The organism is Niallia sp. FSL M8-0099 (assembly GCF_038006945.1).
Lineage (GTDB): Bacteria > Bacillota > Bacilli > Bacillales > Cytobacillaceae > Niallia > Niallia circulans.
The window spans coordinates 1,087,920-1,112,993 of the sequence record NZ_JBBOWF010000001.1; the positions used below are offsets into that span (position 1 = coordinate 1,087,920).

Here is a 25,074-nt window from a genome sequence, read left to right on the forward strand (position 1 = left end):
AGATTGCTTTTTTTGAAATGATTATTTGTTTACTAAACAAACAGATATTGGAGGGTGATAGGATGACATTACCATTTATATTTGAAAACGAGAATAAATCCCTTTATGAAGTAAAAACGAATGCAAAGGGGCCAACTGGAAAGCTGCCACTTACTGCACAAATGCTGGAGGATTCGCCGAGCGGGGATTTATTCGGACTTAGCCAAAATGTAGGAATGGGATGGAAACCGAAAGATTTATTAGGAACAGAAGTCCTTATTCTAGGTACAAAAGGTGGTATAAGAGATCATAATGGTGAGCCAATCGCGCTAGGGTACCACACAGGACATTGGGAAGTTGATATCCTCATGGCAGAGGCAGCTGCAGAAATTCGAAACCATAAAGGTGTTCCTTTTGCGGGTTTTGTTAGTGATCCTTGTGATGGTCGTTCGCAAGGAACATTAGGAATGTTTGATTCTTTTCCTTATCGAAATGATGCTGCAATTGTTTATCGGCGTTTAATTCGTTCATTGCCTACTAGAGAAGCAGTAATAGGCGTTGCAACGTGTGATAAAGGATTACCTGCCATGATGATTGCGCTTAGTTCTATGCATGATTTGCCAACTATTATTGTGCCTGGTGGTGTTACTCTGCCTCCAGCAATTGGGGAGGATGCAGGAAAAATCCAAACAATTGGCGCACGATTTGCGAATAAAGAAATTAGTTTGAAGGAAGCGGCAGAACTTGGCTGCGTGGCATGTGCTACACCAGGAGGAGGCTGTCAATTCCTTGGTACTGCTGCAACCTCGCAAGTAATTGCGGAAGCACTAGGCATAGCAGTCACTCATTCAGCACTTGCTCCTTCTGGACAAAAGATTTGGGCAGAAATGGCAAGGCAGTCAGCAAGAGCTGTTTTAGAAATGGAAAAGAATCAAATTACAACAAAGGACATTATTACAGACAAAGCAATCGAGAATGCGATGGTTCTTCATGCTGCTTTTGGTGGTTCAACTAATCTTTTATTACATATCCCAGCTCTTGCACATGCTGCCAAATGTAAAATCCCCACAGTAGATGATTGGGCAAGAATAAATCGCAAAACTCCACGTCTAGTAAGTGTTTTACCTAACGGACCAGATCATCATCCCACAGTTCGTGTTTTTCTTGCTGGTGGTGTACCAGAAGTAATGCTTCATTTACGAAAATTAGGGCTTTTACATGAAGATGTCCTAACTGTTACTGGTCATACTTTAGGAGAGAACTTAGATTGGTGGGAAAAATCCAAAAGAAGAACGCAATTAAGGAAACGTTTATTAGAAGCAGATGGAGTCAATCCTGAGCAAGTAATTATGGATCCAGCTACAGCAAAAGCAAGAGGGCTCACTTCCACTATCACCTTTCCAAAAGGGAATATTGCACCAGAAGGATCTGTTATTAAATCGACTTCAATTGATCGCACTGTAGTAGGAGAAGATGGAATCTATAGACATACAGGAGCAGCAAAAGTATTTACATCTGAGAAATCAGCTATTACTGCAATAAAAACTGGGGGCATAAAAGCTGGAGATGTAATGGTCGTAATGGGAGGAGGTCCATCTGGAACCGGAATGGAAGAAACCTATCAATTAACGTCTGCTTTGAAATATTTGCCTTTTGGCAAATATGTATCTTTAATTACGGATGCTCGTTTTTCAGGTGTCTCAACTGGAGCCTGCATCGGTCATATCGGTCCGGAAGCATTGAGTGATGGACCAATCGGAAAGCTGCGAAATGGAGATTTAATCGATATTATGGTTGATTGTGAAAACTTGATAGGAACAGTTGATTTTATTGGTACAAAAGATCAACGATTGTCAAAAGAAGAGGCGGCATCCGTTTTAAAAACAAGAGAAGCACATCCAGATCTTAAACCAGACCCTAATTTGCCGGATGATACAAGGCTTTGGGCGGCACTGCAAGCGGTTAGTGGCGGGACATGGAGAGGCAGTGTATATGATGTTGACCGAATTATTGAAGTATTGGAAGCAGGGAAGAAGGCTTTAGCGAAAGAAGAAGGTTCTTTCACAAGATAGTTCCACAGTATCTTAGTAGAAGATAGCTCTGGTTGTCGTTGTAAGTTTAAATTAATTGTAAGCGTGAACAAAGTAATGGATGGAGGATTAAGATGTCGACCAATTTACAAAGGGAAGAGGTTACTCCGACACAAAGTGCACCAGCTGGTGAAAAGATAAGTTTAATAGAAAGATTAGGGTATGGTTCTGGTGACTTAGCTAGTAATTTTATCTGGCAAGCAATGAGCATTTTTATTGTATATTATTTTACAGATATCATTGGCATTGCAGCAGGAATTGTAGGATCCATTATGTTGTTTTCCCGGATATTTGATGGGATAACAGATGTATTGATGGGTTATGTCATAGATAAGACGAAATCAAAGCATGGTAAGGCTAGACCGTGGCTATTATGGCTTGCGATTCCTTTTGCAATCTCAGCTGTATTACTGTTCACCGTTCCAGATGTAAGCACTGTTTGGCAAGTTGTTTATATTACGATTACCTATAATTTAGTATGCCTTGTCTATACTGGTCTAAATGTACCGTATGGAACCTTAAATTCCTTAATTACACAAGATCAATACCAAAGATCTGTTTTAAATGTCTTTCGTATGAGTCTTGCATTAATAGGATCACTTATAGTTAGTAATTTGACCCTCCCACTTGCAAATGCCTTTGGAGGTGGCCAATTTGGATGGATTGTAACTTTCCTTATTTTTGGATCGATTGGCAGTAGTCTTTTCTACTTTTGTTTCAAATCAACTACTGAAAGAGTTAAGCCTGCTAGCAAGGAACAACAGCACAATCCCGTAAAACTAAAAGACAGCTTAAGAACGCTTGGGAAAAATAAGTATTGGGCACTTGTGACGACATTTATCTTTATGACCTATATTTTTAACGCCTTAAATTCTGGGGCAGTCATTTATTTTGCTCAGTATATTTTAGATGACACCCTTCTTGTTGGACTTGTAACAACAGCATATACAGTGTTTATCCTTTTAGGAATGGTGATTGTAGCACCAATTACGAGAAGATTTGGTAAAAGGAATGCCATTATTGTTGGGGAAGTAATTACGTTAATCGGTTATCTAATTATGTTAATTGACATCACCAATATAGCTTTAATTGTAGCCGGTACGATAATTCGAGGAATCGGTAAAGCGCCGATTAATGGAAGTATGTTTGCGATGCTAGGTGACACGATCGAGTACGGGGAGTGGAAAACAGGAATTCGAAATGAAGGTATGGTATATAGCGGCGGAAGCATGGGTATCAAAATCGGTAGTGGATTAGGAACCGCTATTATAGGATGGGTATTATTCTATGGAGGATATGTTGGCGGCGGAGGCACGCAATCGAATGCAGCATTGCTTTCTATTCAATCCCTGTTTATTTACATTCCAATGGCAATTACTGTTTTCTTAATTATCCTCATGCTATTCTATCGTTTAGATAAAATCTATCCTCGTATTATTAGTGATCTAAAAGCTAGAAGCGCAAACTAATTTCTAACATAATATGTTATAGCAATAGTTGAAGCTATTGGGAACGTACTAGTTTTATAGATTCCTTTCCTAATTTACTTTAGAATTTACCAATGTTAAGAAAAGGGGTTATGAAATGAGTAAAATAATCAATCCAGTCTTGCCAGGCTATCATCCTGATCCTTCTATTTTGCGAGTTGGAGATGACTATTATATAGCGGTCTCTACTTTTGAATGGTTTCCAGGCATACAAATATATCATTCTAAAGACATGATTAATTGGAGATTGCTAACATATCCATTAACAAGAGAATCCCAATTAAATATGATTGGAAATGTCAATTCAGGAGGAGTTTGGGCGCCCTGTTTAAGTTATTCAGAAGGGATGTTTTTTTTAATCTATACAGATGTAAAAAGTAGAATGGGAGCTTTTAAGGATACACATAACTATTTAGTGACAGCTGAAAATATTGAAGGGCCTTGGTCTGAGCCAATTTATCTTAATAGTAGTGGATTTGATCCTTCCTTGTTTCATGATGAGGATGGGAGAAAATGGTTAGTCAATATGATTTGGGATTTTCGTAAAGGAACTAATTCTTTTGCAGGAATCGCCCTGCAGGAATATTCTGTAGAAGAAAAAAGGCTAGTGGGACCGGTACAAAATATTTTTAAGGGCTCAGAGATAGGTTTAACAGAGGCACCTCATATATATAAGCGGAATGGCTATTATTATTTAGTAACAGCAGAAGGAGGAACTTGGTATACCCATGCGGTTACAATAGCTAGGTCAACGTCTTTATTTGGTCCATACGAAATAGATCCAACCAATCCAATCTTGACATCAGATGAGAACAAAAAAGACCAGCTGCAAAAGGCAGGACATGGAAGCTTGGTGGAAACTCAAAATGGTGAGTGGTATATGGCACATTTATGTGGAAGACCAGTTGTCGATAAAAAATGTATATTAGGGAGAGAAACGGCCATCCAAAAATGCTATTGGACAGAAGATGATTGGCTGCGTGTTGAAGGAGGACCAAATCCATCCACTATTGTGGAGGCACCAGATTTACAATTACATCCATTTGAACAAGAGAGCAACCTTGATGATTTCCAAGGTCATTCCTTAAAAAAATACTGGAACTCATTAAGAAGAACATTTACAGAGGATTGGATTTCACTAACAGAACGACCAGGTTATTTGACATTAAAGGGTGGAGAATCGATGAGCTCCCTCCATCATCAAAGCCTGTTAGCACGCAGACTAGAGAATTTCACGGTGGAAGTAGAGACAGCAGTTGAATATACACCCGAAAACTTTCAACAAATGGCGGGATTAATTTTTTATTATGATACAGATGATTATGTTTACCTCCGAATTACGACACATGAAACGTTGGGAAAATGTATCGGAATTATTGAATCCAAGCATGGGGTTTATGATGAATTACTCGATCAAGATATACCATTAAAATCTACAGGGGAGGTTAAGATAAAGGCAAAAGTTGACCAGCAATGGCTACAACTTGCTTATGCAGAAGAAGATGAATGGAAGAATATCGGCAGTAAAATCGATATTAGTCATTTATCAGACGATGATGCAGATTATATACGTTTTACTGGAACCTTTGTTGGGATATGTACACAAGATTTAAGCGGGCAAAAGAAACCAAGTTATTTTTCATACTTTAAGTATGATGAGTTGTAAAAAAGAATATCAGAAAAGGGTACTGTGAAGTTTACAGTACCCATCTTTATGTGGTAAGAAAAGGAATAGTTAATCATTAATTATGTTTCCTTATAGATAGTGATAATCATGTCCTTAGTTCACAACTTCGCCATAACTTTGTGAACTAAATGTGAAATACATCACAATATACTTTCTCATAGTGAAAATAGTGCTATTATATAAGTGTAGTAAGAAACAAACAAGATCTTGTAAAAGTAAATGTGAATCAATGAACAAACTAATAATTTATCATTCTAAGGAGATGGAGAGAAATGTTAGATTTATTAAGAAATAATAAAGTAGTTGCAGGAATTTTAGCTTTTATCCGAATTTATCTTGGTTATCAATTTATCCATGCAGGCTATGAAAAAATAACAAGTGGTGCCTTTGACGCAAGTGGATTTTTACAAGGGGCGATCGCAAACAGCACAGGTGAACACCCAGCAGTGCAAGGATGGTGGGCAGCATTCTTAGAACATGTAGCACTTCCGAATGCGGATTTATTCACTTTCTTAGTTCAATGGGGAGAATTATTAGTAGGGATTGCATTAATTCTCGGTTTATTCACAAGCTTTGCAACTTTAATGGGAATGGTCATGAACTTCGCATTCTTGTTCAGTGGAACAGTAAGCACAAACGGACAAATGATTTTACTAGCCATCTTCGTAATAGTGGCAGGAGCTAACGCTGGTAAATTTGGTCTTGACCGCTATGCAATGCCATATATCAAAAATCAAATAAATAACAGAAAAAATAAACATAAAAAAGAAGCAGCCGCTGTTTAAGGGGTCTAAAAGAGAGAGCCAGTTACAATTAGTAGCTGGCTTCTTTTTCAAATGCAGTTCTTTTTTCTTCTTCCTGTTTAAAATAAGCTTTTGCTTCTTCGATAAAATAATGGACGATTGGAGAAACCCATCTGCTTTTATGATAAAAAAGAAAGGAAGCGACTTGACCATGTTTCTTATCTAAACGCCGTGCAGATAATCGTCCCTCCTTTAATTCATTTTGAATGGTAATTTCCGGCACAAGAGCAAGTCCCAATCCACATTGTACACATTGCTTTATTGCCTCAATACTCCAAAATTCATGAAAAGAGGTTGGAGTAATATTTTCTTCCGCTATAAATTTATCAAAAATGGTCCGATAGGGGCAGTTGCTTTCCGAATAAAGAATAGAATTAGGCTGCATATGACTAGGGGAGGAAATGATACTCATATTTTCGTCTAACATTTTAATGGTTTCTAAGGAAGGATGCTTCTTGAATTCCAGATTAAGAAGCAAGGCAATATCTAAATCGCCAATCTCTACTAAATGCTGCAGTTCCTCGCATGTCCCCATTCGAACAGATAAATGAACATCCGGAAATTTCTCTTTATATGCCTGAATGATAGTAGGAAGACGGTAAACAGTTAATGATTCAGAAGCCCCAATCGTTATTTTTCCTTTTTTCATTCTCGAAGATTGATGCAGTTCTTTTGCTCCCTTATGCAGGCGCAGCATTTCATTTGCATAAGGAAGAAATGATTTGCCTAACTCTGTTAACGCAATGGATTTGCCGAGACGATCAAAAAGTGGGCCTTCTAGTTCCATCTCTAATGCTTGTATATGGGAAGTAATAGAGGATTGTGCATAGCCAAGCTGAGTAGCTGCCTTGGCAAAACCACCAGCTTCCACGATGGCCTTAAACGTTTGTAAATGGCGTATTTCCATATTGTATCCTCCTGTTATCGGTATAATCGATATTGTTTATCGTATATATCTATTTTACTGAATGATAAAAGACAAATACAATAGGAAATGAGAAATAATTAAAAAACATCAGGAATGGGGAAAAAGAATGAATCAAAGAAAAATTGGTTCCTTGACCTTAAGCGGGTTAATCATTGGACCGCTATTAGGATCAGGAATTATTTTATTGCCAACTATTATTTATGAAAATATCGGAAACTATGCAATCTTTGCCTGGTTCATTATGTCCATCATTGGCATATGTTTTGCATATGTCTGCGGAGAGTTAATGATACAGTTTCCAGGGGAAGAAGGGCTTGGTACTGCCATGGAAAAAGCATTTGGAGCAAAAATAAAAAATCTTTCATCTGTTTTTCTTATGATTGCTGCTTTGATGGGACCAGTCGCAGTGATGATGACAGCAGCTGAATATATTCAAACCTGGCTATTTTCAGGCAATATCAAAGTAGAATGGATTGCGTTTGTTTTACTCATCATGAACGGGTTGATACTGTTATTTCGTCTGAATTTTCTTGGGAAATTGTCTTTTATCATCTCTACATTTGCCGTATTGATATTAGTAAGTGGTAGTGTCTTTTCTTTAATAAACCATCCTTCTGACACTTGGGATTTTCCTGTATTTCATTATTCTTCCTTTGGTTATAGTCTCTTATTGCTTTTTTGGACAATAGTCGGCTGGGAGATTGTTGGGAATTATTCTAGTGAAGTGAAAAATCCAAAAACAACCATTCGGAGAGCGATCTTTTTTAGTGCGGCTGTCATTTTGGTTGTTAATTTAGTCCTTTCTGCTGCTGTTCAGTGGACAACATATACAGGTACGTTTACCATTCGTTTAACGGGGATTATGTATCCATTGTTTGGGCAGCTGTCTATTGGCTTATTGGCAATCGTCGCAACAGGACTTTGTATAACAACACATTTAATGGTTGTTGGTGGAGTAGCAAGACTAATAGCATCGTTATCAAAACCTATTTCCTCTCTCCATTTTCTAACTAAAAAGTTCTCTAATGGAGCACCATATAAAGCAATTGGTTTGCTTGTTTTTATCCATCTTCTGTTTGCCTTTTTAGTCTTATTAAAATTAGTGTCAGTAGAACAACTTGTCAGCTTGGCAAATGCCTTTTTCATTGCTAATGCTCTAATTGGTCTCTGTGCAGCAATTAAGTTATTAAAAAAACCGTTGTTAAAAGGAATGGCCATTATGTTAAGTATCCTGTTTGCCATCTTGCTATTACGCTCTTCCATTATTGCATTAGTCATTATCCTTATTTTAACTGGATTATTTAGCGGCTGGCACAAAAGAGAACTAACCCGCAAGAAAAGAGTGATGTACGATAAAAAAATGACCAAAATGTAGGCAAGATAAGATAAAATGGCTTATATAGTGAGTGACCGTATGCTATTCATTAAATATAAAGCCAAGGAGAAAAAGAAATTGATTGGAACATTATTTAACTGTTTTATGATTTTAGCAGGGTGCATGATAGGCAGTTTTTTGAAAAAGGGAATTAAAGAGGAGTATCAGGATATTTTAATGCAGGCAATGGGACTTGCTGCAACTGCACTTGGAATCCATTCCATTGTTCAATACATGCCAGACAGCAAATATCCTGTTCTGTTTATAGTCAGTCTAGCTATTGGTGGTTTGATTGGCGAAAGGTTAGATATAGAAAATGCTTTTAAACGAATTGTAGGCAAATTCTCGAAGGGGAATCTGGCAGAGGGATTATCGACTGCGATTTTACTTTTTTGTGCAGGGACTTTATCAATCTTAGGACCAATTGAAAGTGCATTAAGAGGGAATCATACTTATCTATTTACAAATGCCATTTTAGATGGCGTCACATCGATTGTTCTATCATCGACCTTTGGATTAGGAATTGCTGTTTCGGCTCTCGTCTTATTTGTGTGGCAAGGCTTTTTTTACATAACAGCTGGCTTGCTTGCAAACTTTTTAACGTCTGAATTATTAGCAGAAATATCGATTATTGGCGGAATTCTTATCCTTAGTTCAGGACTTAGCATACTAGGAGTAAAAAAATTCAAGACCTTAAATCTGTTGCCGTCTTTGTTAATACCAGCAATTTGGTTTATGATTCTAAAGCTTTTTTAAACAAGCGAATTTTGTCTAAATCACTTTTGATTAAAAGTTTTTTATAAGGGTAATATACTTTTAAAACAGTTCAAGAGGTGATTATAATGGAAAACACAACTAGACAAGAAGAACTTGAAACGTTAAGAGAACTGATTAAAGATGTCGATACAGCCATGTTAACAACCGTTTCAGAAGAAGGGCTAGTTTCTCGTCCAATGAAAACGCAGGAAGTAGAGTTTGATGGTGATTTATGGTTTATAACAAAGAAAGATACCGATAAGTATGAAGAGATTCTACATGAAAATGAAGTGAATATTTCTTACGCAGGTAAATCCTATGTTTCGATAAGAGGTAGAGCGGAAATTGTAGAGGATATTGCAAAGAAAAAAGAGTTATGGAGTAAGGCCTACGAAAAAATCATGAAAGCGTCTTACGACGATCCGAATGTCGTCTTGATTAAAATAAAGGCAGAAGCAGCAGAATATTGGGATACCAGCTTTACAAAAAACATTGTTTATTTTTATAAAAGACTAGCAGGCAAAGAAGCGGAAAACACAGACATTAACGAAACAATTGAATTATAAGGAACCGTAAAGCTCAGAGAAACTCTGAGCTTTTTTATATGCAGAGAAATGGGGACGGTTCTGCTGAGGGCAGAAATAGAAATAAGGAGAACCGTCCTCCCTGTATTTGTTAGTAAAGAAAATTAAAAAAATATGAAGAGTGTAAAGCGAACTTGAAGTTTGTCAAAGGACTATTAGGTGTTTGTTAATGATTGGTAAATTTGGCTATTTCGTTAAATTTGTATGGTTAAATAGGGATGTAATTCAATTGGGGAGGGGTTTGTTAGTGATTGCAGTAGAATTGAAGGACATTTCAAAATCATATGATAGACAAAAATCGGTAATTGATCAGATAAGTCTTTCCATAGAAGAAGGGGAATTTTTTGTGCTAGTTGGTCCATCAGGATCTGGGAAAAGTACATTATTACGAATGATTGCGGGTCTTGAAGAAATTTCTGGTGGCGTATTGAAGATGAATAATAAGATTGTCAATCACCTGCCTCCAAAGGAACGCAATTTATCTATGGTCTTTCAAAATTATGCCTTATACCCACACTTAACGGTTGAACAAAATATTCTCTTTGGTTTACGTGCCAAAAAAATAGACAAGTTAGAACAGCAAAAAAGACTACAGGAAACAGCTGAGATGATGGGATTAATGGATCTATTAAAACGTAAGCCGAAGCAATTATCTGGCGGTCAAAGGCAGCGGGTAGCTCTTGCTAGATCTGTTGTCAGTGAAGCTCCAATTTGTTTAATGGATGAGCCGCTTTCTAATTTAGATGCAAAGCTCCGCGCGCACATGAGAATAGAAATCCGCCGGTTACAAAAGAAGCTGGGCTTAACGATGATTTATGTAACCCATGATCAAGTCGAAGCCATGACAATGGGGGATCGAATCATGGTTTTAAATGATGGGAAAATCCAACAAGTAGGCGAACCGATTACTTTATATAATCAGCCAGCCAATTTGTTTGTAGCTTCTTTTATCGGTTCCCCGAAGATTAATTTAAGTAAAGGGAAATTAATTGATTATAAATTAGTGTTGGAGAGTGGTTTGCAAATTACTATGGATAAAGAAGAAATGTTAGCACTGTTGTCCTATCCAAATTTAACGATGGGGATAAGAGCGGAACATATTTTGCCAGCAGCTCCAGAAGAGAAAACACATACTTTAGAGGTTATCAATGTGGAGCAGTTAGGAAATGAAACGCTGTTAACCTTTGAAGTGGGTAAGGAGCTTTGGACAGCTAAATGGTTAGGGCAATGGCGGATTCAAGCAGGAGATCATGTACCAGTTCAGTTGTCCTCTAAGAATATTTGCTTTTTCGATTCTGAATCGGGAGCATTGATTCGACCAGCAATTGCAGCCAAAGAACAAGAGGTCGTTGGACTATGAGTGAGGTTGTATATCGGCAGGAAGTGGAACCTTCCATTGATTTTATAAAAGAAAAAAAGAAGCAGCGGTTACAGTATTGGCTGAAAGGAATGCTATTTCTATTACCTTCTATTCTATTATTTAGTGTTTTCTTATTTTATCCATTAGGAAGAACTATCTTTTTAAGTTTTTTCTTAACGGATAATCGAGGTGACCCAACAGTCTTTGTAGGGCTGGAGAATTACTTAGAAATTTTCAAATCTGCTATTTTCCTGCAAAGTTTAAAGTCAACCTTTCTTTTTGCTTTATACACAGTTCCAGGATCGATTATCGTCAGCTTATTCCTAGCGATTCTTGCAAATGAAAAGTTACGTGGAATTGGTGTTTTTCGAACCGTTTTTTCCTCTTCCATGGGGATTTCAGTTGCGGCAGCTTCTGTATTTTGGATGTTCTTATTTCATCCGACAATTGGGTGGCTGAACCGTATTGTAAAAACATTTGGCTTAGAGCCAATTGGGTGGCTGACCGATCCTAATTGGGCGCTTTTTTCTGTATCTATTTCTACCATTTGGATGAATGTCGGATTTACCTTCTTAATTTTATTAGGTGGACTTCAATCGATTGATTCTTATCTCTATGAAAGTGCAGATATAGACGGAGCCGGCTACTTTTATAAATTGAGACGAATTACGATTCCGATGCTTTCTCCCACTTTATTTTTTGTACTGACTGTCACATTAATAAATGCCTTTCAAACATTCGGTCAAGTAGATATGTTAACAAGAGGTGGACCGCAAAATGAAACGAATTTAATCGTTTATTCTATCTATCAAGAGGCGTTTATGAATTACCAGTATGGAACAGCAAGTGCACAAGCAATTATTCTATTTGTCATCATTCTGGTTCTCACTATTATTCAATTTAAGCTTGGAGAAAGGAAGGTCCATTATCAGTGACATTGCCAATTCATAAAAAAATTATCTTTTACATCTTCTTAATCGTTTCGGCACTGCTCATTTTTTCGCCAGCTATAATCGCTTTTTTAATGAGCTTTATGTCTTCACAGGATATTATGACAGGAAAAATAATTCCAACCGGATTAACATTGGACAATTATATAAAAGTGTTTGAACGCTTTCCCTTAATGCAATATTTATTAAATAGTTTTGTCGTTTCCCTTGTTATTATGCTCGGACAATTAATACTTGCTAGTTTAGCTGCTTATGCATTTGTCTTTTTAGAGTTTAAAGGGAGAGATGTAATCTTCTTTATCTTTATTGCAACCATGATGGTGCCATTTGAAGCATCCATCATCCCAAACTTTCAAACGATAAGGAATCTAAACTGGCTGGATCATTATAATGGTTTAACCATTCCGTTTTTTGCAACAGCCTTTGGTACGTTTCTCTTACGGCAAAATTTTAAACAAATTCCCAAAGAACTTAAGGAAGCAAGTGAAATTGCGGGAATTGGGGATCTTAAATTTTATTTAACGGTTGTTCTGCCAATGGCGAAAACGAGTTTGATTACACTAGGTGTGTATGGATTTGTTACTTCTTGGAATATGTATCTATGGCCACTACTGGCCACAACAAATGATAGTGTACGTACTGTTCAAATAGGGTTAAGACAGCTTCAATCACAAGAACAGTTAAATGAATGGGGCATTATTATGGCAGGAGCAATAATTGTGGTTCTGCCAACATTAATCCTATTATTTTTAGGCCAGAAAAAGCTTCAAAAGGGATTAACAGAAGGAGCTTTAAAATAATTTTTTTACAATATTTAACTATAAGATATTTAGGGAGTGTAGGGAAAATGAAGAAAACAAAACAGTTATTCAGTATATTCATGCTATCAATCGTTTTATTTATGGCAGGCTGCAGCAATAATGCAGAATCCTCTACTAGTGGTGAAAAACAGGAAGGACCGACTACGGTTACATTCTGGCATTCCATGGGCGGAGCAGCTCAAGAAGCATTGAATAGTATTGTAGAGGAATACAACAGTTCGCAGGATAAGGTGAAAATCAATGCAGAATATCAAGGTACATATGATGAGGCATTAACAAAATTCCATACAGTTGCAGGGACAGAAAGTGCGCCAACTATGATGCAGGTTTTTGAAATCGGCACAAAATCGATGATTAATAGTGGATTTGTGGAACCAATTCAGACACTCATTGATGAAGATGGTTATGATATGAGCGGTTTAGAAGAAAATATCACAAACTACTATAAAATTGATGACACTTTTTATTCGATGCCATTTAACTCTTCTACACCAGTTATGTATTACAACAAGGATGCTTTTAAAGCAGCAGGTCTAGATCCCGAAAAAGCTCCCGCAACATTTGAGGAGGTAGAAGAAGCTGGAAAAGCGATAACAAAAGCAAACCCAGAAATGAAAGGATTTGCCCTCCAAGCATACGGTTGGTTATATGAGCAATTATTAGCTAACCAAGGTGCTTTATTAATGAATAATGATAATGGACGAACAGAAACACCAACAGAAATTGGTTTTACGGATGAACAAGGAAAATCGATTTTTCAATGGGTAAAACGAATGATTGATGCTAAAACCTTTGCTAATTATGGTACGAATGGTGACAACATGGTAGCTGGATTCCTTGCAGGGGATGTTGCAATGTTTATGCAATCTTCGGCTAGTGCCAGAGATGTCATTGATAATGCGCCATTTGATGTAGGTGTTGCTTTTATTCCCCATCCAGAAGCTGTAGAAAGACAAGGTGTGGTTATAGGTGGAGCAAGTCTGTGGATGATGAAAGATAAGAGTGATGAGGAGAAAAAAGCGGCCTGGGAATTCATGAAGTACTTACAAACAAAAGAAGTTCAAGCGAAGTGGCATGTTGGCACAGGATATTTTGCTATTAATCCAGATGCTTATAGTGAACAAGTTGTAACAGAAGCATATCAGAAAATGCCACAATTAAAAGTTACAGTGGAGCAATTACAGTCTACTAAGTCTTCTTATGCTACACAAGGTGCTTTAATGGATATGATTCCAGAGGGACGTCGCATTAGCGAAACAGCACTTGAGACAGTTTATAACGGTGGAGATGTCGAGGAGACGTATAGCAATATGGTAAAACAATTTAATGAAGCAATTGAAAAGGCGAATCGAGCTAGAAAATAATAGATAGTTTAGGAAACAGATTAATTTTTATACTAGTTAGTCTGTTTCTTTGCTATTAAAAAAGGAGAGGGAAGCATGAATCAAACCAAAGTTTACGGACACAGAGGCGCAAAAGGCAGGTTTCCTGAAAATACACTTCTCGGTTTTCAACAAGCGATACTACAAGGAGTAGATGGAATTGAATTAGATATCCATCTGACAAAGGATGGGGAAGTAGTTGTTATTCATGATGAGTTTTTAAATCGCACAACCGACGGAATTGGCTTTGTAAAATCCTATACACTAGAAGAGCTTAAACAGTTTAGTGCGGGAAGTAAATTTTCCTCCCTTCCTGATTATGAAGAAAGCTGGATTGCAGAAAAAGTGCCTACATTAAAAGAGGTATTACAGTTGCTTGCTCCATACGATATCGAATTAAATATTGAGCTTAAAACTTATACATTTGCATATGAAGGAATTGAAGAAAAGACTCTAGCACTTGTGAACGAATTAGGAAATGGGCGGAAGATTGTTTATTCTTCTTTTCATTTGCCGACTTTATTAAGAATAAAGGGATTGGATCCATCTGCATCGATTGCCTGGCTATTAAATCAATTCATTTCCAACCCTCTTGATTATATAAAAAGCTTGGAATTAGAGGCTTTGCATCTCCATAAAGAAATGGTGATTGATAACTTAAAAGATTGGCAGGAATTAAGAAAGCATGTAAGAGTATGGACAGTAAACAAAAAGGAAGAGTTGACTAATCTTATCGATGCAGAAGTAGAATCTATTATTACTGATTATCCAGAAATGGCCATAGCGATAAGACAAGAAAGGGCTGTGTCTGTTGAGTAAATTCTTAAATAGAAGCACCCTCCTGCTGATTTTAATTATCTCCCTTTCTGCTTGCGGAAATAATCAGTCAGTACAAACTATGGTCAGTCCATCTGTGACAGAACACGAAGAAACTCCAAGGGTAATCGCACATAGAGGGGCAAATGAATGGTACAACGAGAGTACCATTACTGCCTATCAAATAGCAGCTCAATCTGGCGTAGATTCATTAGAAATAGATTTAAGAATGACAAAGGATGGCGAGTTAGTTGCCATGCATGATGATACAATTGATCGGACTACAAATGGCAAAGGGAAGGTTTCTGATTACACATTAGAAGAACTAAGGGCGTTTCAAACAATCGAATCGGATAATAGGAAAGAGATAAAGGAAAAAATTCCTACATTAAAGGAAATAATCGATACTTTTCAAGATACACAAAAGTACTATATTGAGACAAGGCTCGTTGATGGAAAACTAACAATGGAAGAAAAACTAATTCAGCTATTAAAAAAGTATGAGCTTTTAGACAAAAATTTGGTAACGATCCAATCCTTTTCAGTAGAGAGTTTATTGAAAATTAAAGAAATGGCACCAGCTACTGAATTAGCACTTCTTTTTCGCAAAGGCTCTTTTTCCCTAGAAAAAGCTAGTACGGTTGATTTTCCTATCATCGGCATAGAGTCTACAGATATTACAAAAGAGGTGGTAGACGAATTACATAAAAAGGAAAAAGAGGTACATGTCTATTTTACGAATAAGAAAACACAAAAAGTGGAACAAGAACGAGTTCACGAATTTGGAGTGGATGGCTATTTCACCGACTTTATTCATTTTACGAAAGAGATTTTAGCCATATAAAAAAGGGAAAATGGGTGTGAAGGAATTTATTCACGCCCATTTTTATTTTTATAAATATTACATAGTTAGCTTAAACAAATGTTTTTATATGTTTCGTTACATAGAGTCTTAAATATAGAGTCAGGCAGCGGGAAATAGCAGTCATAAGCAATTTTTGCATAATCTCGCGCTTTATCGATATTATTAAGTTCCTTATAACAAAGAGCAATAAATATATCTTTGCTAAAATAAATAGCTTGGTCAACAGGATGGTTAGTATGTTTTGGTACATAAATTGTTTTTAAAATGTGGAGTGCTTCTGAATATGCCTTAGCAAAATACATCGCTTTTCCCTTTTGAAGCATATTCCAATTATCACCGGTTACTTTTTGAGTGTTTTCGTCAAAAGTTAAATATTGATCAATGATAGGCATTGCTTGATGGTATTCTCCCTTTACATGCAGTAAGTATTCCACATAAATTACATCACAGAGTTCTTCAAAAATTTTATCTTCTACAAATTCACCATATTGCTTTAGTTTTTTTAGGTAGTAATGAAATTTTTCTTCCTCTCCCACTAGCAAGGCAACCACTGTAGCAAGCGTATAGATATCGTCTATTTTGTAGTAGAGTTTTTCTTTTCTCGAGTATTCCAATGCGCTTTCCACTGCTTCTGAAGTTGCTTTTATGTCTCCGATTGCTGAATATAAGGCAGCGATATGATAATCCATAGTGACTTTAGTCATAGGATCTATCTTTATATGGGTTGTTTCAATATGATGTCGTTCTTCCAAATAACATTGTAAAGCGTCTTGATAGCGGTGTTCCAAATAAAAGTTTATTCCTCTGAAGAATGCAATGTTTGCCCGATTAGCAGTAAGATTAAGCAAATCATAAATTAATGCTGCTTTATCACAATATAATGTCCATTCCTTTTTATTCAGACAAAATAGACTGCGGCTATAAATTTCCAATAAGCGAGCTGATTCATAGCTTTCATTCAAATTAGAGATATAGGGCTCAATTAAGGCGGTCAGTTTGGAGCATTGTTCTATGGTTTCCTCAGAGTGTTTAAAATAAATACGAAATTCTTCATGTATCTTTTCTGCTTCCTCTAATACTTTTCTTAATTCAACAATACTTACCTTTTCTAATAACTCTGATATATCAACGCCTAGTCTCTCCGCAATATATTCCAAACTCTCCATAGAAGGGCGCGCTTTATTATTCTCAATTTGACTAAGCATGCCTTTGGTTAATCTATCGCCAGCTAATGCCTCTAGGGTCATTTTTTTTTGTTTTCGTAATGTGCGAATGCGTTCGCCTAGCATAATCGTACAACTCCTTCTTTCGATAGTTTAATTATATTAAACTTTTCCTTGAAAGGGAAGTTTTGGTGTGATATGATTTGTTTAATTTAATTAAACTTTTAAAGGAAGGACGATGTTTTGGTGAAAGAATATTCGTTAGAAAAGAGGGCCGCCTACCATTTATGGACATTTGTCAGTAGTAAATTAATTGCCACAGCTGGGTCACAAATTTATACATTTGCAATTAGTTTATATATTTTGCATTTAACTGGCTCGTCGATGAGTTTTGCCGTAAATATGTTGTGCAATATTTTGCCGCGGACACTAGTAGCACCTTTTGCTGGGTCTATTATTGATAGATATCCTCGTAAACATATTGCGATTACAGCGCAAACTGTCTCTACCATATCTATTGGTGGATTGCTGCTTTACAGTGTCACGATAGGATTATCTTTACCTGCTATTTATACAACATCTTGTATTTTATCTATTACCTCGATGTTTGCGAGCAATGCTTTTACTTCTTCTTTAACAGGATTAGTTGATGAAAGCCGCATTCAAAAAGCGTCTTCCATGAATCAAATTGCCGTTTCCATTGCGCAAATTGCCAGTCCTGCTATCGGTGGAATATTATTCGGTCTTGTCTCCATGTCTGTCTTTTTAACAATTTTTCTGATTGCTTCGTTGATTGCTGTTGTACTTGATTCCACGATGAATTTTACATTGTTTGAAAAGGAAAAAGAAAAGGCAGAACAACAGGAAACGGTTTGGATGAGTTTGAAGGCAGGTTTAGTTTATGTTAAGAATCAGCCGCTATTAGTAGCTATTATTAGTATTAGTCTTATCGTCAATTTTATTTTTACTGCTTTTAATATTGGTTTCCCATATGTAGTGAATACAAAGCTACATATGCCATCTGTCCAATTTGGAATGGTAGAAGGTGCTTTTGCTGTTGGAACTTTATTGCTTTCTATTTATCTTTCATTAGGAAAGGAATTTAAACAACCCTTCCAAGTAAGTAAAATAGGAATTATAGTGCTAGGAATATTAATGGCAGCTGCAGCTATTCCAATCTTCATTCCGATGTCGGCAGCCTCTATATTTATCTTTTACTTAATGCTAATGTTTTTGTTTGGATCTGTTAATATACTGGTTAATATCCCAATAATGGTATTAATGCAAAAGAAGATTGCGAATGAATATAAAGGAAGGGTTTTTACTATATTAGAGACATTTGCAATGGGAATGATGCCGGTAGGAACACTTATCTTTGGTGTGTTATATGATTATATTCCTGCGCAATGGATTCTCTTAATAGCTGGTTCTTTATTGATTATATCTGTATTCATCCTTGCAAGGCCATCTGTGATGGAAAAGGCCGCAGAATCAGGGGATACAGTTCCGGTAACCAAACATAGAGCAACTTCTGTATAATAATGAAGTAAATTTCTACAGTTTCGTACTCAAAGTATTCTGGGATGAACTATGGTTTGCTGGCTTCTGATGGAGTAAAAGCTTTATCCAACAGAAGAAGCAAGAATGAATTAAATCTTCGATATTTATGCGAAAGAAGCAAAGGGAATATGGAAGCATTGTATGGAAAGTAATAAAGTGTTTGCTAATAAATCTAGCTATTGTTAGAGACATTTTTAAGATAATCGGGAATAAAAAGGGAACAGATAAAAAGCTGCATCCAAAAATCAAACTCTTTATACTAAGACTCTCCTTCCGTAATAGGAGAGTTTTTTTCTATGGTATATATAAGATTAATAGGAGATAATGAATATTCTAGTTATAATAAAGAGGAAAGCTGATTATATTAGATTAGTTAAATGAACTTTAAGTAAAAGCAGAGGTAATGTTCATATGGATAAAAAGGTAAAAGATAAAAAAAAGGAGGAATATCGATCGGCAGAGGACAAAGCTGCTCGTTACTTCGAATCCCTTCAAAAGCAGTTAGTGGATAAGGCTTATGTGTCGCGCTTAACGAGCGACTTTCAAACATGGAAAGTAAACCATATTCATTCTCCATCCATCCTTAGTTATTTTTCCCGAAAAAAAAGAAAACCACGAGTAAAAGGATATCGCCCTTATATAGAGTGGTTAAACTATGCAGGCAAACTAGATAACTATTTGCATAGAAGTATTTCCTATCTATATATGCGCGATTTAGGAAAGACGCTTTCTTCTCCTTTCACACAAGAAAGAGTTAATGAAGCAGTTGGAAAGGTGAAAAATTATTTATTAAAGAAAGAAACAAAGGAAGATAATTTTAGTGTCTCCCGTATATACAAATTAGCTAAAAAAGCTGCTGTTGAACATACAATGATTTGGGTTATGGAAAAGCTGAAACGAGTGACTTCACATATTCCTGCTGGGATGAGCGTGGAGCATGCCCAGCGGAAAATCTTGAAGATTCTTGCAGGGGTCTTGATGCACGAATTAGAAGAAAGAAGAACCATGGACCTTTCAGACGAAGAGCGCCAGCTGCGACTAGAAAAAGCTATTAAACTAGGCTTCTATTATGGATTGACCTATCCTTTAATTGATGATTTACTTGATGCCCATATTTTATCACCGGAAGAGGAAGAACGCTATTCTGCTCTAATCCGAAGTACCTTAGAAACAGGGATAGTCCCACATTTTGGTTTGTGGCATGGAGAAAATAAAGAGCTTATTTCCTTCATCCATAATGAGTTAAAAGAAGCATTTGAATATATGAAAAAACAGCATGATAATCAAACATGGGAGCTATTTTTAAATCAATCCTATATCTTTTTTCATTCACAAGAGGTCGACAGAAAAAAGAAATTGACGGTTAGCACATACTCTAATGAAGAAATATATATCCCTGTAATCCTTAAATCTTCTGCTTCGCGACAGATTGTTCGCTCGTTAATGAATGCACCTGAGGATGAAGGCTATGATCAAAGAACATTTTATTATGGAATTTATAATCAGCTGGCAGATGATTTAGCCGATATGTTTGAGGATAAAAAGGATGGTGCTGTAACGCCTTATACGTATTATCTCACCTATTATCAAACGAGAAAGGACTTACTTAATCCTTTTGAAATGTATTGGACCGTCATTTCCTTTTTGATTCACGATGTATACCATTCTGATTTAAAAACCCAAGAAGTCTTATTAGACCGTGCAGTTAACGGATTAAAACGACTAAAGGAAAAATTGGGAAATGAGAAATATAATGATTTAATGGGAATTCTCACAAAAGATTTTCCCGTCTTTAATCGATTATTACAGCAGATGGTGGAAAAATCAGATGATGTCGACTTTTTCGATAAGTTATTACGTGATCATATGATTAGTATTTTAAAGGAAAATCACAGAGAACAAGAAGCGTTTTCTGAAATGATTCAATCAATCAGGGTATCTATCGATAATATGCTGCCAATTACAGAAAATGTACAATTGAAAAAAGATATCGTGACAGAAGCAGCAAATTATAGTCTTACTGGAAATGGGAAAAGATTACGGCCGGTTATTACTAGTTTTATCGGGGAAAAAGAATGGGGACTAGATAATGCCCAAATCGCCCCCCTGCTGCGGTCAGTGGAATATATGCACACAGCTTCTCTAATATTTGACGATTTGCCATCACAGGATAATGCCGCAATGAGGAGAGGACGACCAACGCTGCATGAAGTGTATGATACTGCAACAGCAGAATTAACTGGACTATTCCTGACACAAAAGGCAATAGAAGAACAAGCTAATTTACGTGGTTTTGATGAATCCAGGATATTACAGCTGATTCAGTATACAACGAAAGCTACTGCTGATATGTGTAAAGGCCAGATAATGGATCTAGAATCGCGAGGAAAAAAACTATCTCTTCAAGAGCTGAATACTCTTTGTTTTTATAAGACGGGAATTGGGTTCGAAGCAGCACTTGTCATGCCAGCCATTTTAGCGGTAGTTCCAGAAGAGGTTAAGGATTTGCTGAAGAAATATGCTTATCATGCTGGGATTGCATTTCAAATAAAGGATGATTTACTCGATGCAGAGGGAAGTAAAGAAATATTAGGAAAAGAGTCTGGAATGGACAAAGACAATAATACGTCCACTTTTGTAAGTGTGCTAGGTGTAGAAGGTGCCAGAAAGGAAATGTGGGAGCATTATAGTTTAGCATTAGATATAGTCGATGCTATACCGAAGAAGACTAATTTTTTGAGGTACTTAGTAGATTATATGGTCAATCGAAATCGGTAATAATAAATAGATATAGATTGTTTAAAGGAGAATAGTGTGATGAAAATTACCTTTTTAGGAAAATATGGAGGTTATCCTGGGAAAGAAAGTCCGACTTCTTCCTTCTTAATGGAGTCCGCTGGATTTCATTTATTGGTCGATTGTGGGAGCGGCGTGCTAGCAAAGATGCAATCCTATGTGGATTTAAAAGATTTTGATGCGTGCATTCTTTCCCATTATCATCATGATCATATCGCAGATGTAGGCGTGCTGCAATATGCTATGTTAGTGGAATCTATACTTGGAAATCGCGCAGCAGCTTTCCCAATTTATGGACATAAACAGGATAGCAAGTTTGAGGAATTAACCAACGATATTTATACAGAAGGGCGAGAAATTTCTGTAGGAAAAACATCTAATATTGGACCGTTTACTATTTCTTTTTGTGAAACGATTCATCCTGCCTACTGTTTGGCAATGAAGATCCAAGCAAATGGCAAAACCATTCTTTACACTGCAGATACAGAGTGGAAGGATGAGTTAGTTGTTTTTGCGAAAAATGCGGATCTCTTAATAAGTGAAGCAAGTATATATAAAGAACAGTTCGGCGTGGTAAGAGGACATTTAACTGGTGAAGAAGCTGGAAAGTTAGCGGAACTTGCCGGTGTAAAGCAGCTTTTATTAACCCATCTTCCCCATTATGGAGAACAGGAAAAACTGGTGGAAGAAGCAAAAGAAATTTATAGTGGTCCCGTTCAGTTGGTATATCCAGGCATGGAAATAGATTTTAAATAGCAGTAAAAAAAGTGTTGGTTTCATTTAATTGAAATCAACACTTTTTTTTGCACGGATATATCATTTTTACAAATTCATATTCTCCACCATTAGTATACTGAAGGAATGTAGCTGCCTCTTTAAAGCCTGCCTTTTTGTATAATTTTATGGCTCGATCATTAAAGACGGCAACAGCCAAGGTGATAAAAGCTGGAGAAAAGCGTTCCTTTATATAAGTGATTCCAGTAGCTAAGAAGGTATAGCCAAGCCCTTGTCCTGTTAGGTCTGGCCTTAAACCAAGGCCTATATCAATGGTGTCGTTTTCTTCATGATGGATACTAAAAAAGCCAATGAGTCGATTGTTTTCTGTAACAGCATAAACAGAGTCAGCTCTTTTATCCCTATCAAGAAATTCTGTTAAATCCTCTTCATCCGCTTCCATATTATAAAACGCATACTTTCCATCATAATGCCAGTTAAAAGCAATTTCCTCTGCTTGCTCTTGGGTAATAAGTTGAAATGAATACATAAAGAAAAACCTCCACTTTTTTAAATCATAACATATAGAAATATTTTGATAAATGAGAAATTATTCTTCCTCTCGTCTAGTTGAACAGGCTATACTTAAGAAAATAAGAAGGGGGCATCAGACAAATGGAAAAAGAAAATCAAAATCTATTTCATATAGAAGAAACAACTATTTTTGAAGTACAAAAGGCTCTGAATTCGGGGCAGATTACTTCATGGGAGCTAACAAAACAATATATAGAACGAATCAAGACATTTGATTCGACATTATGCTCCATTAGAGAAATTAATCCAGATGCATTAGCAATTGCTGCTGAGCTAGATAAAAAAAGACAAGAAGTGGATCAAATTGGCCCCCTTTACGGTATTCCAGTCATCATTAAGGATAATATTGATACAAAGGATGCGATGGCCACAACGGCGGGCTCGATTGCTTTAGCAAATAATTTTGCCAGTGAGGATGCCTTTATTGTAAAAAAGCTGCGCGAAGCAGGAGCGATTATTATAGGCAAGGCTAATTTATCCGAATTTGCCAATTTCATTACGGAATTAAATATGCCAAATGGTTATAGCTCATTAGGCGGCCAGGTAATGAACCCGTATGGGCCAGGAGTATGGGATGTTGGTGGTTCAAGCTCTGGCACTGGAGCAAGCATTGCTGCCAATTTTGCTGTGGTAGGAATAGGGACAGAAACATCTGGTTCGATTCTTAGTCCTGCTAGCAACAATTCCCTTGTTGGTATTAAACCAACGTTAGGTCTCATTAGCCGGACCGGAATTATTCCGCTGGCGCATAGCCAGGATACGGCAGGGCCGATGACTAGAACGGTTCAAGATGCCGCTATCTTACTTGGAATAATGGCAGGAGTGGATGAAAGAGACGAGGTGACATTAACAAGTATTGGTCAGCCTAGGGATTATACTGCATTTTTAAAAGCAGATGGTCTGAAAGGAAAAAGAATTGGAGTTGATCGTTCCTTCTTACCAAGAGAGGAAGAAGAAGTTGCATTATTTAATAAAGGGTTAGAAGAATTAACGCAGCAAGGTGCTATTTTAATAGATATGACGATCCACCGTGAAAAATTTGACTCCATTGTTCTTTATCATGAGTTTAAATATGGGATAGATAATTACCTGCGTAAATGTGCAGAAGAAGTTCCTGTCCATTCATTAAAGGAAGTAATTGAGTTTAATAAAAATCATTTAGATGTTGTAAAATATGGCCAGACTATTTTGGAATACTGCGAAACGTTAAATGGAGATTTAAAAGACCCTACCTATAAGGAACATCGGGATACAGATATTCGATTATCCGCTTTGGAAGGAATAGATGCAGCGATAGAAAAATATGAATTAGATGGTTTAGTATTCGCGAAATATGTAGGCTGTGAGCTGCCGGCAAAAGCAGGCTATCCATCGATTACTGTACCAGCTGGTTATACTCCGAAAGGAAAGCCGATGGGATTAACCTTTACTGGAATAGCCTATAGTGAACCGAGCCTGATTGAAATGGCCTATAGCTACGAACAAGCAACAAAGCATCGTGTCCCGCCAGCTTTAGCATAGAAAAGGCCGGAGCAAGAAGGATATATTAAAAAAGAGAATAGGCAGAGAAAGTGATGGCATTAAACTCCGTCTATTCATTTTTTGAAAAATTCCTTATTAAAAATCAAAGTAGAAGAAGCAGGTTTTCACTAAATAGCTACATGAGACTAGACTTCCTCATCTTCTTCATTTAGTCACGCTCCGTTTAGGCATAAGCTAATTGGCAGGATAATATATTAATAGAAATGATTATGGTTTACTAGCTATCTAAATAGTTTGTCCTAGATTGATTTTCGTATATAAGCTATAATAAAAACAAAAAGAAAGCTCTTACATTCGAATCATATAACTAAAAAGAAGTAGGGAAAAACGGCTGTTAGTAGAAGATGAGTACTAACAAACGGTTAACAAAATAAGAGGATTTCATGTTTTTAAGGAGGAAAAGCAATTGACTTTATCACGTGTACTAGTTGGTATCTTTAAAAGTTTTGAAGAAACAAAGGAACAGCCTAAGGTTCCTGAATTGAAGACTCGTTATTATAAAAAAAGCCGAGATCGCTTAATGGAAACGATTAAGAATGTAGTCGAAAGAAAACTGACAAATTGGGATCTGAAAAAAGTAGATATGGAGAGAGGAGAAATCGTACTCAGCAAAGGCTCAAGCTTAATGATTGTGACTGTTTACAAATTAGCAGGAATGCAATCAGCTGTGGATGTTTATTGCTCAAAGGAAGGAACTTTGGGTGATTTCGGCTCAAGCTATAAACATATTCAACATTTTTTTAAAGCACTTCATACAGAGATACAGCCAGAAAAAGGGTAAATGTCAATAAAACTACATTCAATTGGAATGGAAGTGGATAA

The 25,074-nt window shown here is 36.6% G+C and carries 21 protein-coding genes; 18 read left to right on the plus strand and 3 right to left on the minus strand.

Going from position 1 to position 25,074, the window contains the following annotated elements; genetic code table 11:
- Positions 1-62 precede the first annotated feature (62 nt).
- The 4 genes from NSQ92_RS05070 to NSQ92_RS05085 all read left to right on the plus strand — a co-directional run bounded on the left by NSQ92_RS05070 (position 63) and on the right by NSQ92_RS05085 (position 6,028).
- Positions 63-2,051: a YjhG/YagF family D-xylonate dehydratase gene (locus NSQ92_RS05070; protein ID WP_341152437.1), complete on the plus strand. Its 1,989-nt coding sequence runs from the start codon at positions 63-65 to the stop codon at positions 2,049-2,051.
- A 92-nt stretch (positions 2,052-2,143) separates the two neighbouring features.
- Positions 2,144-3,538: an MFS transporter gene (locus NSQ92_RS05075; protein WP_341152438.1), complete on the plus strand. Its 1,395-nt coding sequence runs from the start codon at positions 2,144-2,146 to the stop codon at positions 3,536-3,538.
- Positions 3,539-3,653: 115 nt separating this feature from the next.
- Entirely contained in the window at positions 3,654-5,222 is a 1,569-nt protein-coding gene (locus NSQ92_RS05080; protein ID WP_341152439.1) for a glycoside hydrolase family 43 protein, read from the plus strand.
- A 293-nt stretch (positions 5,223-5,515) separates the two neighbouring features.
- On the plus strand, positions 5,516-6,028 hold the full coding sequence (locus tag NSQ92_RS05085) for a DoxX family protein (RefSeq protein WP_047941516.1): 513 nt from the start codon (positions 5,516-5,518) through the stop codon (positions 6,026-6,028).
- A 28-nt stretch (positions 6,029-6,056) separates the two neighbouring features.
- Here the strand turns inward: NSQ92_RS05085 and NSQ92_RS05090 are convergent, their stop codons facing one another.
- Positions 6,057-6,953, minus strand: a complete 897-nt coding sequence (locus NSQ92_RS05090) for a LysR family transcriptional regulator (protein WP_047941517.1) — start codon at positions 6,951-6,953, stop codon at positions 6,057-6,059.
- Between the two features lie 127 nt (positions 6,954-7,080).
- On the opposite strand from NSQ92_RS05090, the gene NSQ92_RS05095 reads away from it, so the two are divergent.
- From NSQ92_RS05095 to NSQ92_RS05135, 9 genes are all read left to right on the plus strand, one after another.
- The gene (locus tag NSQ92_RS05095; RefSeq protein WP_095320339.1) at positions 7,081-8,349 is read left to right on the plus strand and encodes an APC family permease; all 1,269 of its coding nucleotides are present in this window, start codon (positions 7,081-7,083) and stop codon (positions 8,347-8,349) included.
- Positions 8,350-8,427: 78 nt separating this feature from the next.
- Positions 8,428-9,105, plus strand: a complete 678-nt coding sequence (locus NSQ92_RS05100; RefSeq protein WP_341152440.1) for a DUF554 domain-containing protein — start codon at positions 8,428-8,430, stop codon at positions 9,103-9,105.
- 86 nt (positions 9,106-9,191) lie between these two features.
- Entirely contained in the window at positions 9,192-9,671 is a 480-nt protein-coding gene (locus NSQ92_RS05105; RefSeq protein WP_341152441.1) for a pyridoxamine 5'-phosphate oxidase family protein, read from the plus strand.
- Positions 9,672-9,936: 265 nt separating this feature from the next.
- Entirely contained in the window at positions 9,937-11,049 is a 1,113-nt protein-coding gene (locus NSQ92_RS05110) for an ABC transporter ATP-binding protein (RefSeq protein ID WP_095320356.1), read from the plus strand.
- A complete protein-coding gene (locus NSQ92_RS05115; protein WP_047941521.1) occupies positions 11,046-11,984 on the plus strand; it encodes a carbohydrate ABC transporter permease in 939 nt (312 codons plus the stop codon). Before NSQ92_RS05110 ends, NSQ92_RS05115 begins: the two co-directional genes overlap by 4 nt.
- Complete coding sequence (locus NSQ92_RS05120; protein WP_082138283.1) at positions 11,981-12,799, plus strand: carbohydrate ABC transporter permease; 819 nt, start codon at positions 11,981-11,983, stop codon at positions 12,797-12,799. Before NSQ92_RS05115 ends, NSQ92_RS05120 begins: the two co-directional genes overlap by 4 nt.
- A 47-nt stretch (positions 12,800-12,846) precedes the next feature.
- Positions 12,847-14,184 (plus strand): ABC transporter substrate-binding protein, encoded by a 1,338-nt coding sequence (locus NSQ92_RS05125; protein WP_341152442.1) that lies wholly within the window; start codon positions 12,847-12,849, stop codon positions 14,182-14,184.
- Positions 14,185-14,259: 75 nt separating this feature from the next.
- Positions 14,260-15,021, plus strand: a complete 762-nt coding sequence (locus NSQ92_RS05130) for a glycerophosphodiester phosphodiesterase (protein ID WP_341152443.1) — start codon at positions 14,260-14,262, stop codon at positions 15,019-15,021.
- A complete protein-coding gene (locus NSQ92_RS05135) occupies positions 15,014-15,862 on the plus strand; it encodes a glycerophosphodiester phosphodiesterase (protein WP_053215631.1) in 849 nt (282 codons plus the stop codon). The genes NSQ92_RS05130 and NSQ92_RS05135 overlap by 8 nt, the downstream gene beginning before the upstream one ends.
- Before the next feature lie 65 nt (positions 15,863-15,927).
- On the opposite strand, the gene NSQ92_RS05140 is transcribed toward NSQ92_RS05135, so the two are convergent.
- Positions 15,928-17,172: a helix-turn-helix domain-containing protein gene (locus tag NSQ92_RS05140; protein ID WP_341152444.1), complete on the minus strand. Its 1,245-nt coding sequence runs from the start codon at positions 17,170-17,172 to the stop codon at positions 15,928-15,930.
- A gap of 120 nt (positions 17,173-17,292) precedes the next feature.
- Between NSQ92_RS05140 and NSQ92_RS05145 the strand changes: the two genes are divergently transcribed.
- The 3 genes from NSQ92_RS05145 to NSQ92_RS05155 all read left to right on the plus strand — a co-directional run bounded on the left by NSQ92_RS05145 (position 17,293) and on the right by NSQ92_RS05155 (position 22,158).
- Positions 17,293-18,585 (plus strand): MFS transporter, encoded by a 1,293-nt coding sequence (locus NSQ92_RS05145; RefSeq protein ID WP_095320357.1) that lies wholly within the window; start codon positions 17,293-17,295, stop codon positions 18,583-18,585.
- A 432-nt stretch (positions 18,586-19,017) separates the two neighbouring features.
- Positions 19,018-21,384: a polyprenyl synthetase family protein gene (locus tag NSQ92_RS05150; RefSeq protein ID WP_095320342.1), complete on the plus strand. Its 2,367-nt coding sequence runs from the start codon at positions 19,018-19,020 to the stop codon at positions 21,382-21,384.
- A 39-nt stretch (positions 21,385-21,423) separates the two neighbouring features.
- Positions 21,424-22,158 (plus strand): MBL fold metallo-hydrolase, encoded by a 735-nt coding sequence (locus NSQ92_RS05155; protein ID WP_341152445.1) that lies wholly within the window; start codon positions 21,424-21,426, stop codon positions 22,156-22,158.
- 34 nt (positions 22,159-22,192) lie between these two features.
- On the opposite strand, the gene NSQ92_RS05160 is transcribed toward NSQ92_RS05155, so the two are convergent.
- Positions 22,193-22,666, minus strand: coding sequence for a GNAT family N-acetyltransferase (locus tag NSQ92_RS05160; protein ID WP_251686785.1), 474 nt, complete (start codon positions 22,664-22,666; stop codon positions 22,193-22,195).
- A 125-nt stretch (positions 22,667-22,791) separates the two neighbouring features.
- Between NSQ92_RS05160 and NSQ92_RS05165 the strand changes: the two genes are divergently transcribed.
- Complete coding sequence (locus tag NSQ92_RS05165) at positions 22,792-24,231, plus strand: amidase family protein (RefSeq protein WP_095320344.1); 1,440 nt, start codon at positions 22,792-22,794, stop codon at positions 24,229-24,231.
- A gap of 427 nt (positions 24,232-24,658) precedes the next feature.
- A complete protein-coding gene (locus NSQ92_RS05170) occupies positions 24,659-25,033 on the plus strand; it encodes a hypothetical protein (protein ID WP_047941533.1) in 375 nt (124 codons plus the stop codon).
- Positions 25,034-25,074: the final 41 nt, after the last annotated feature.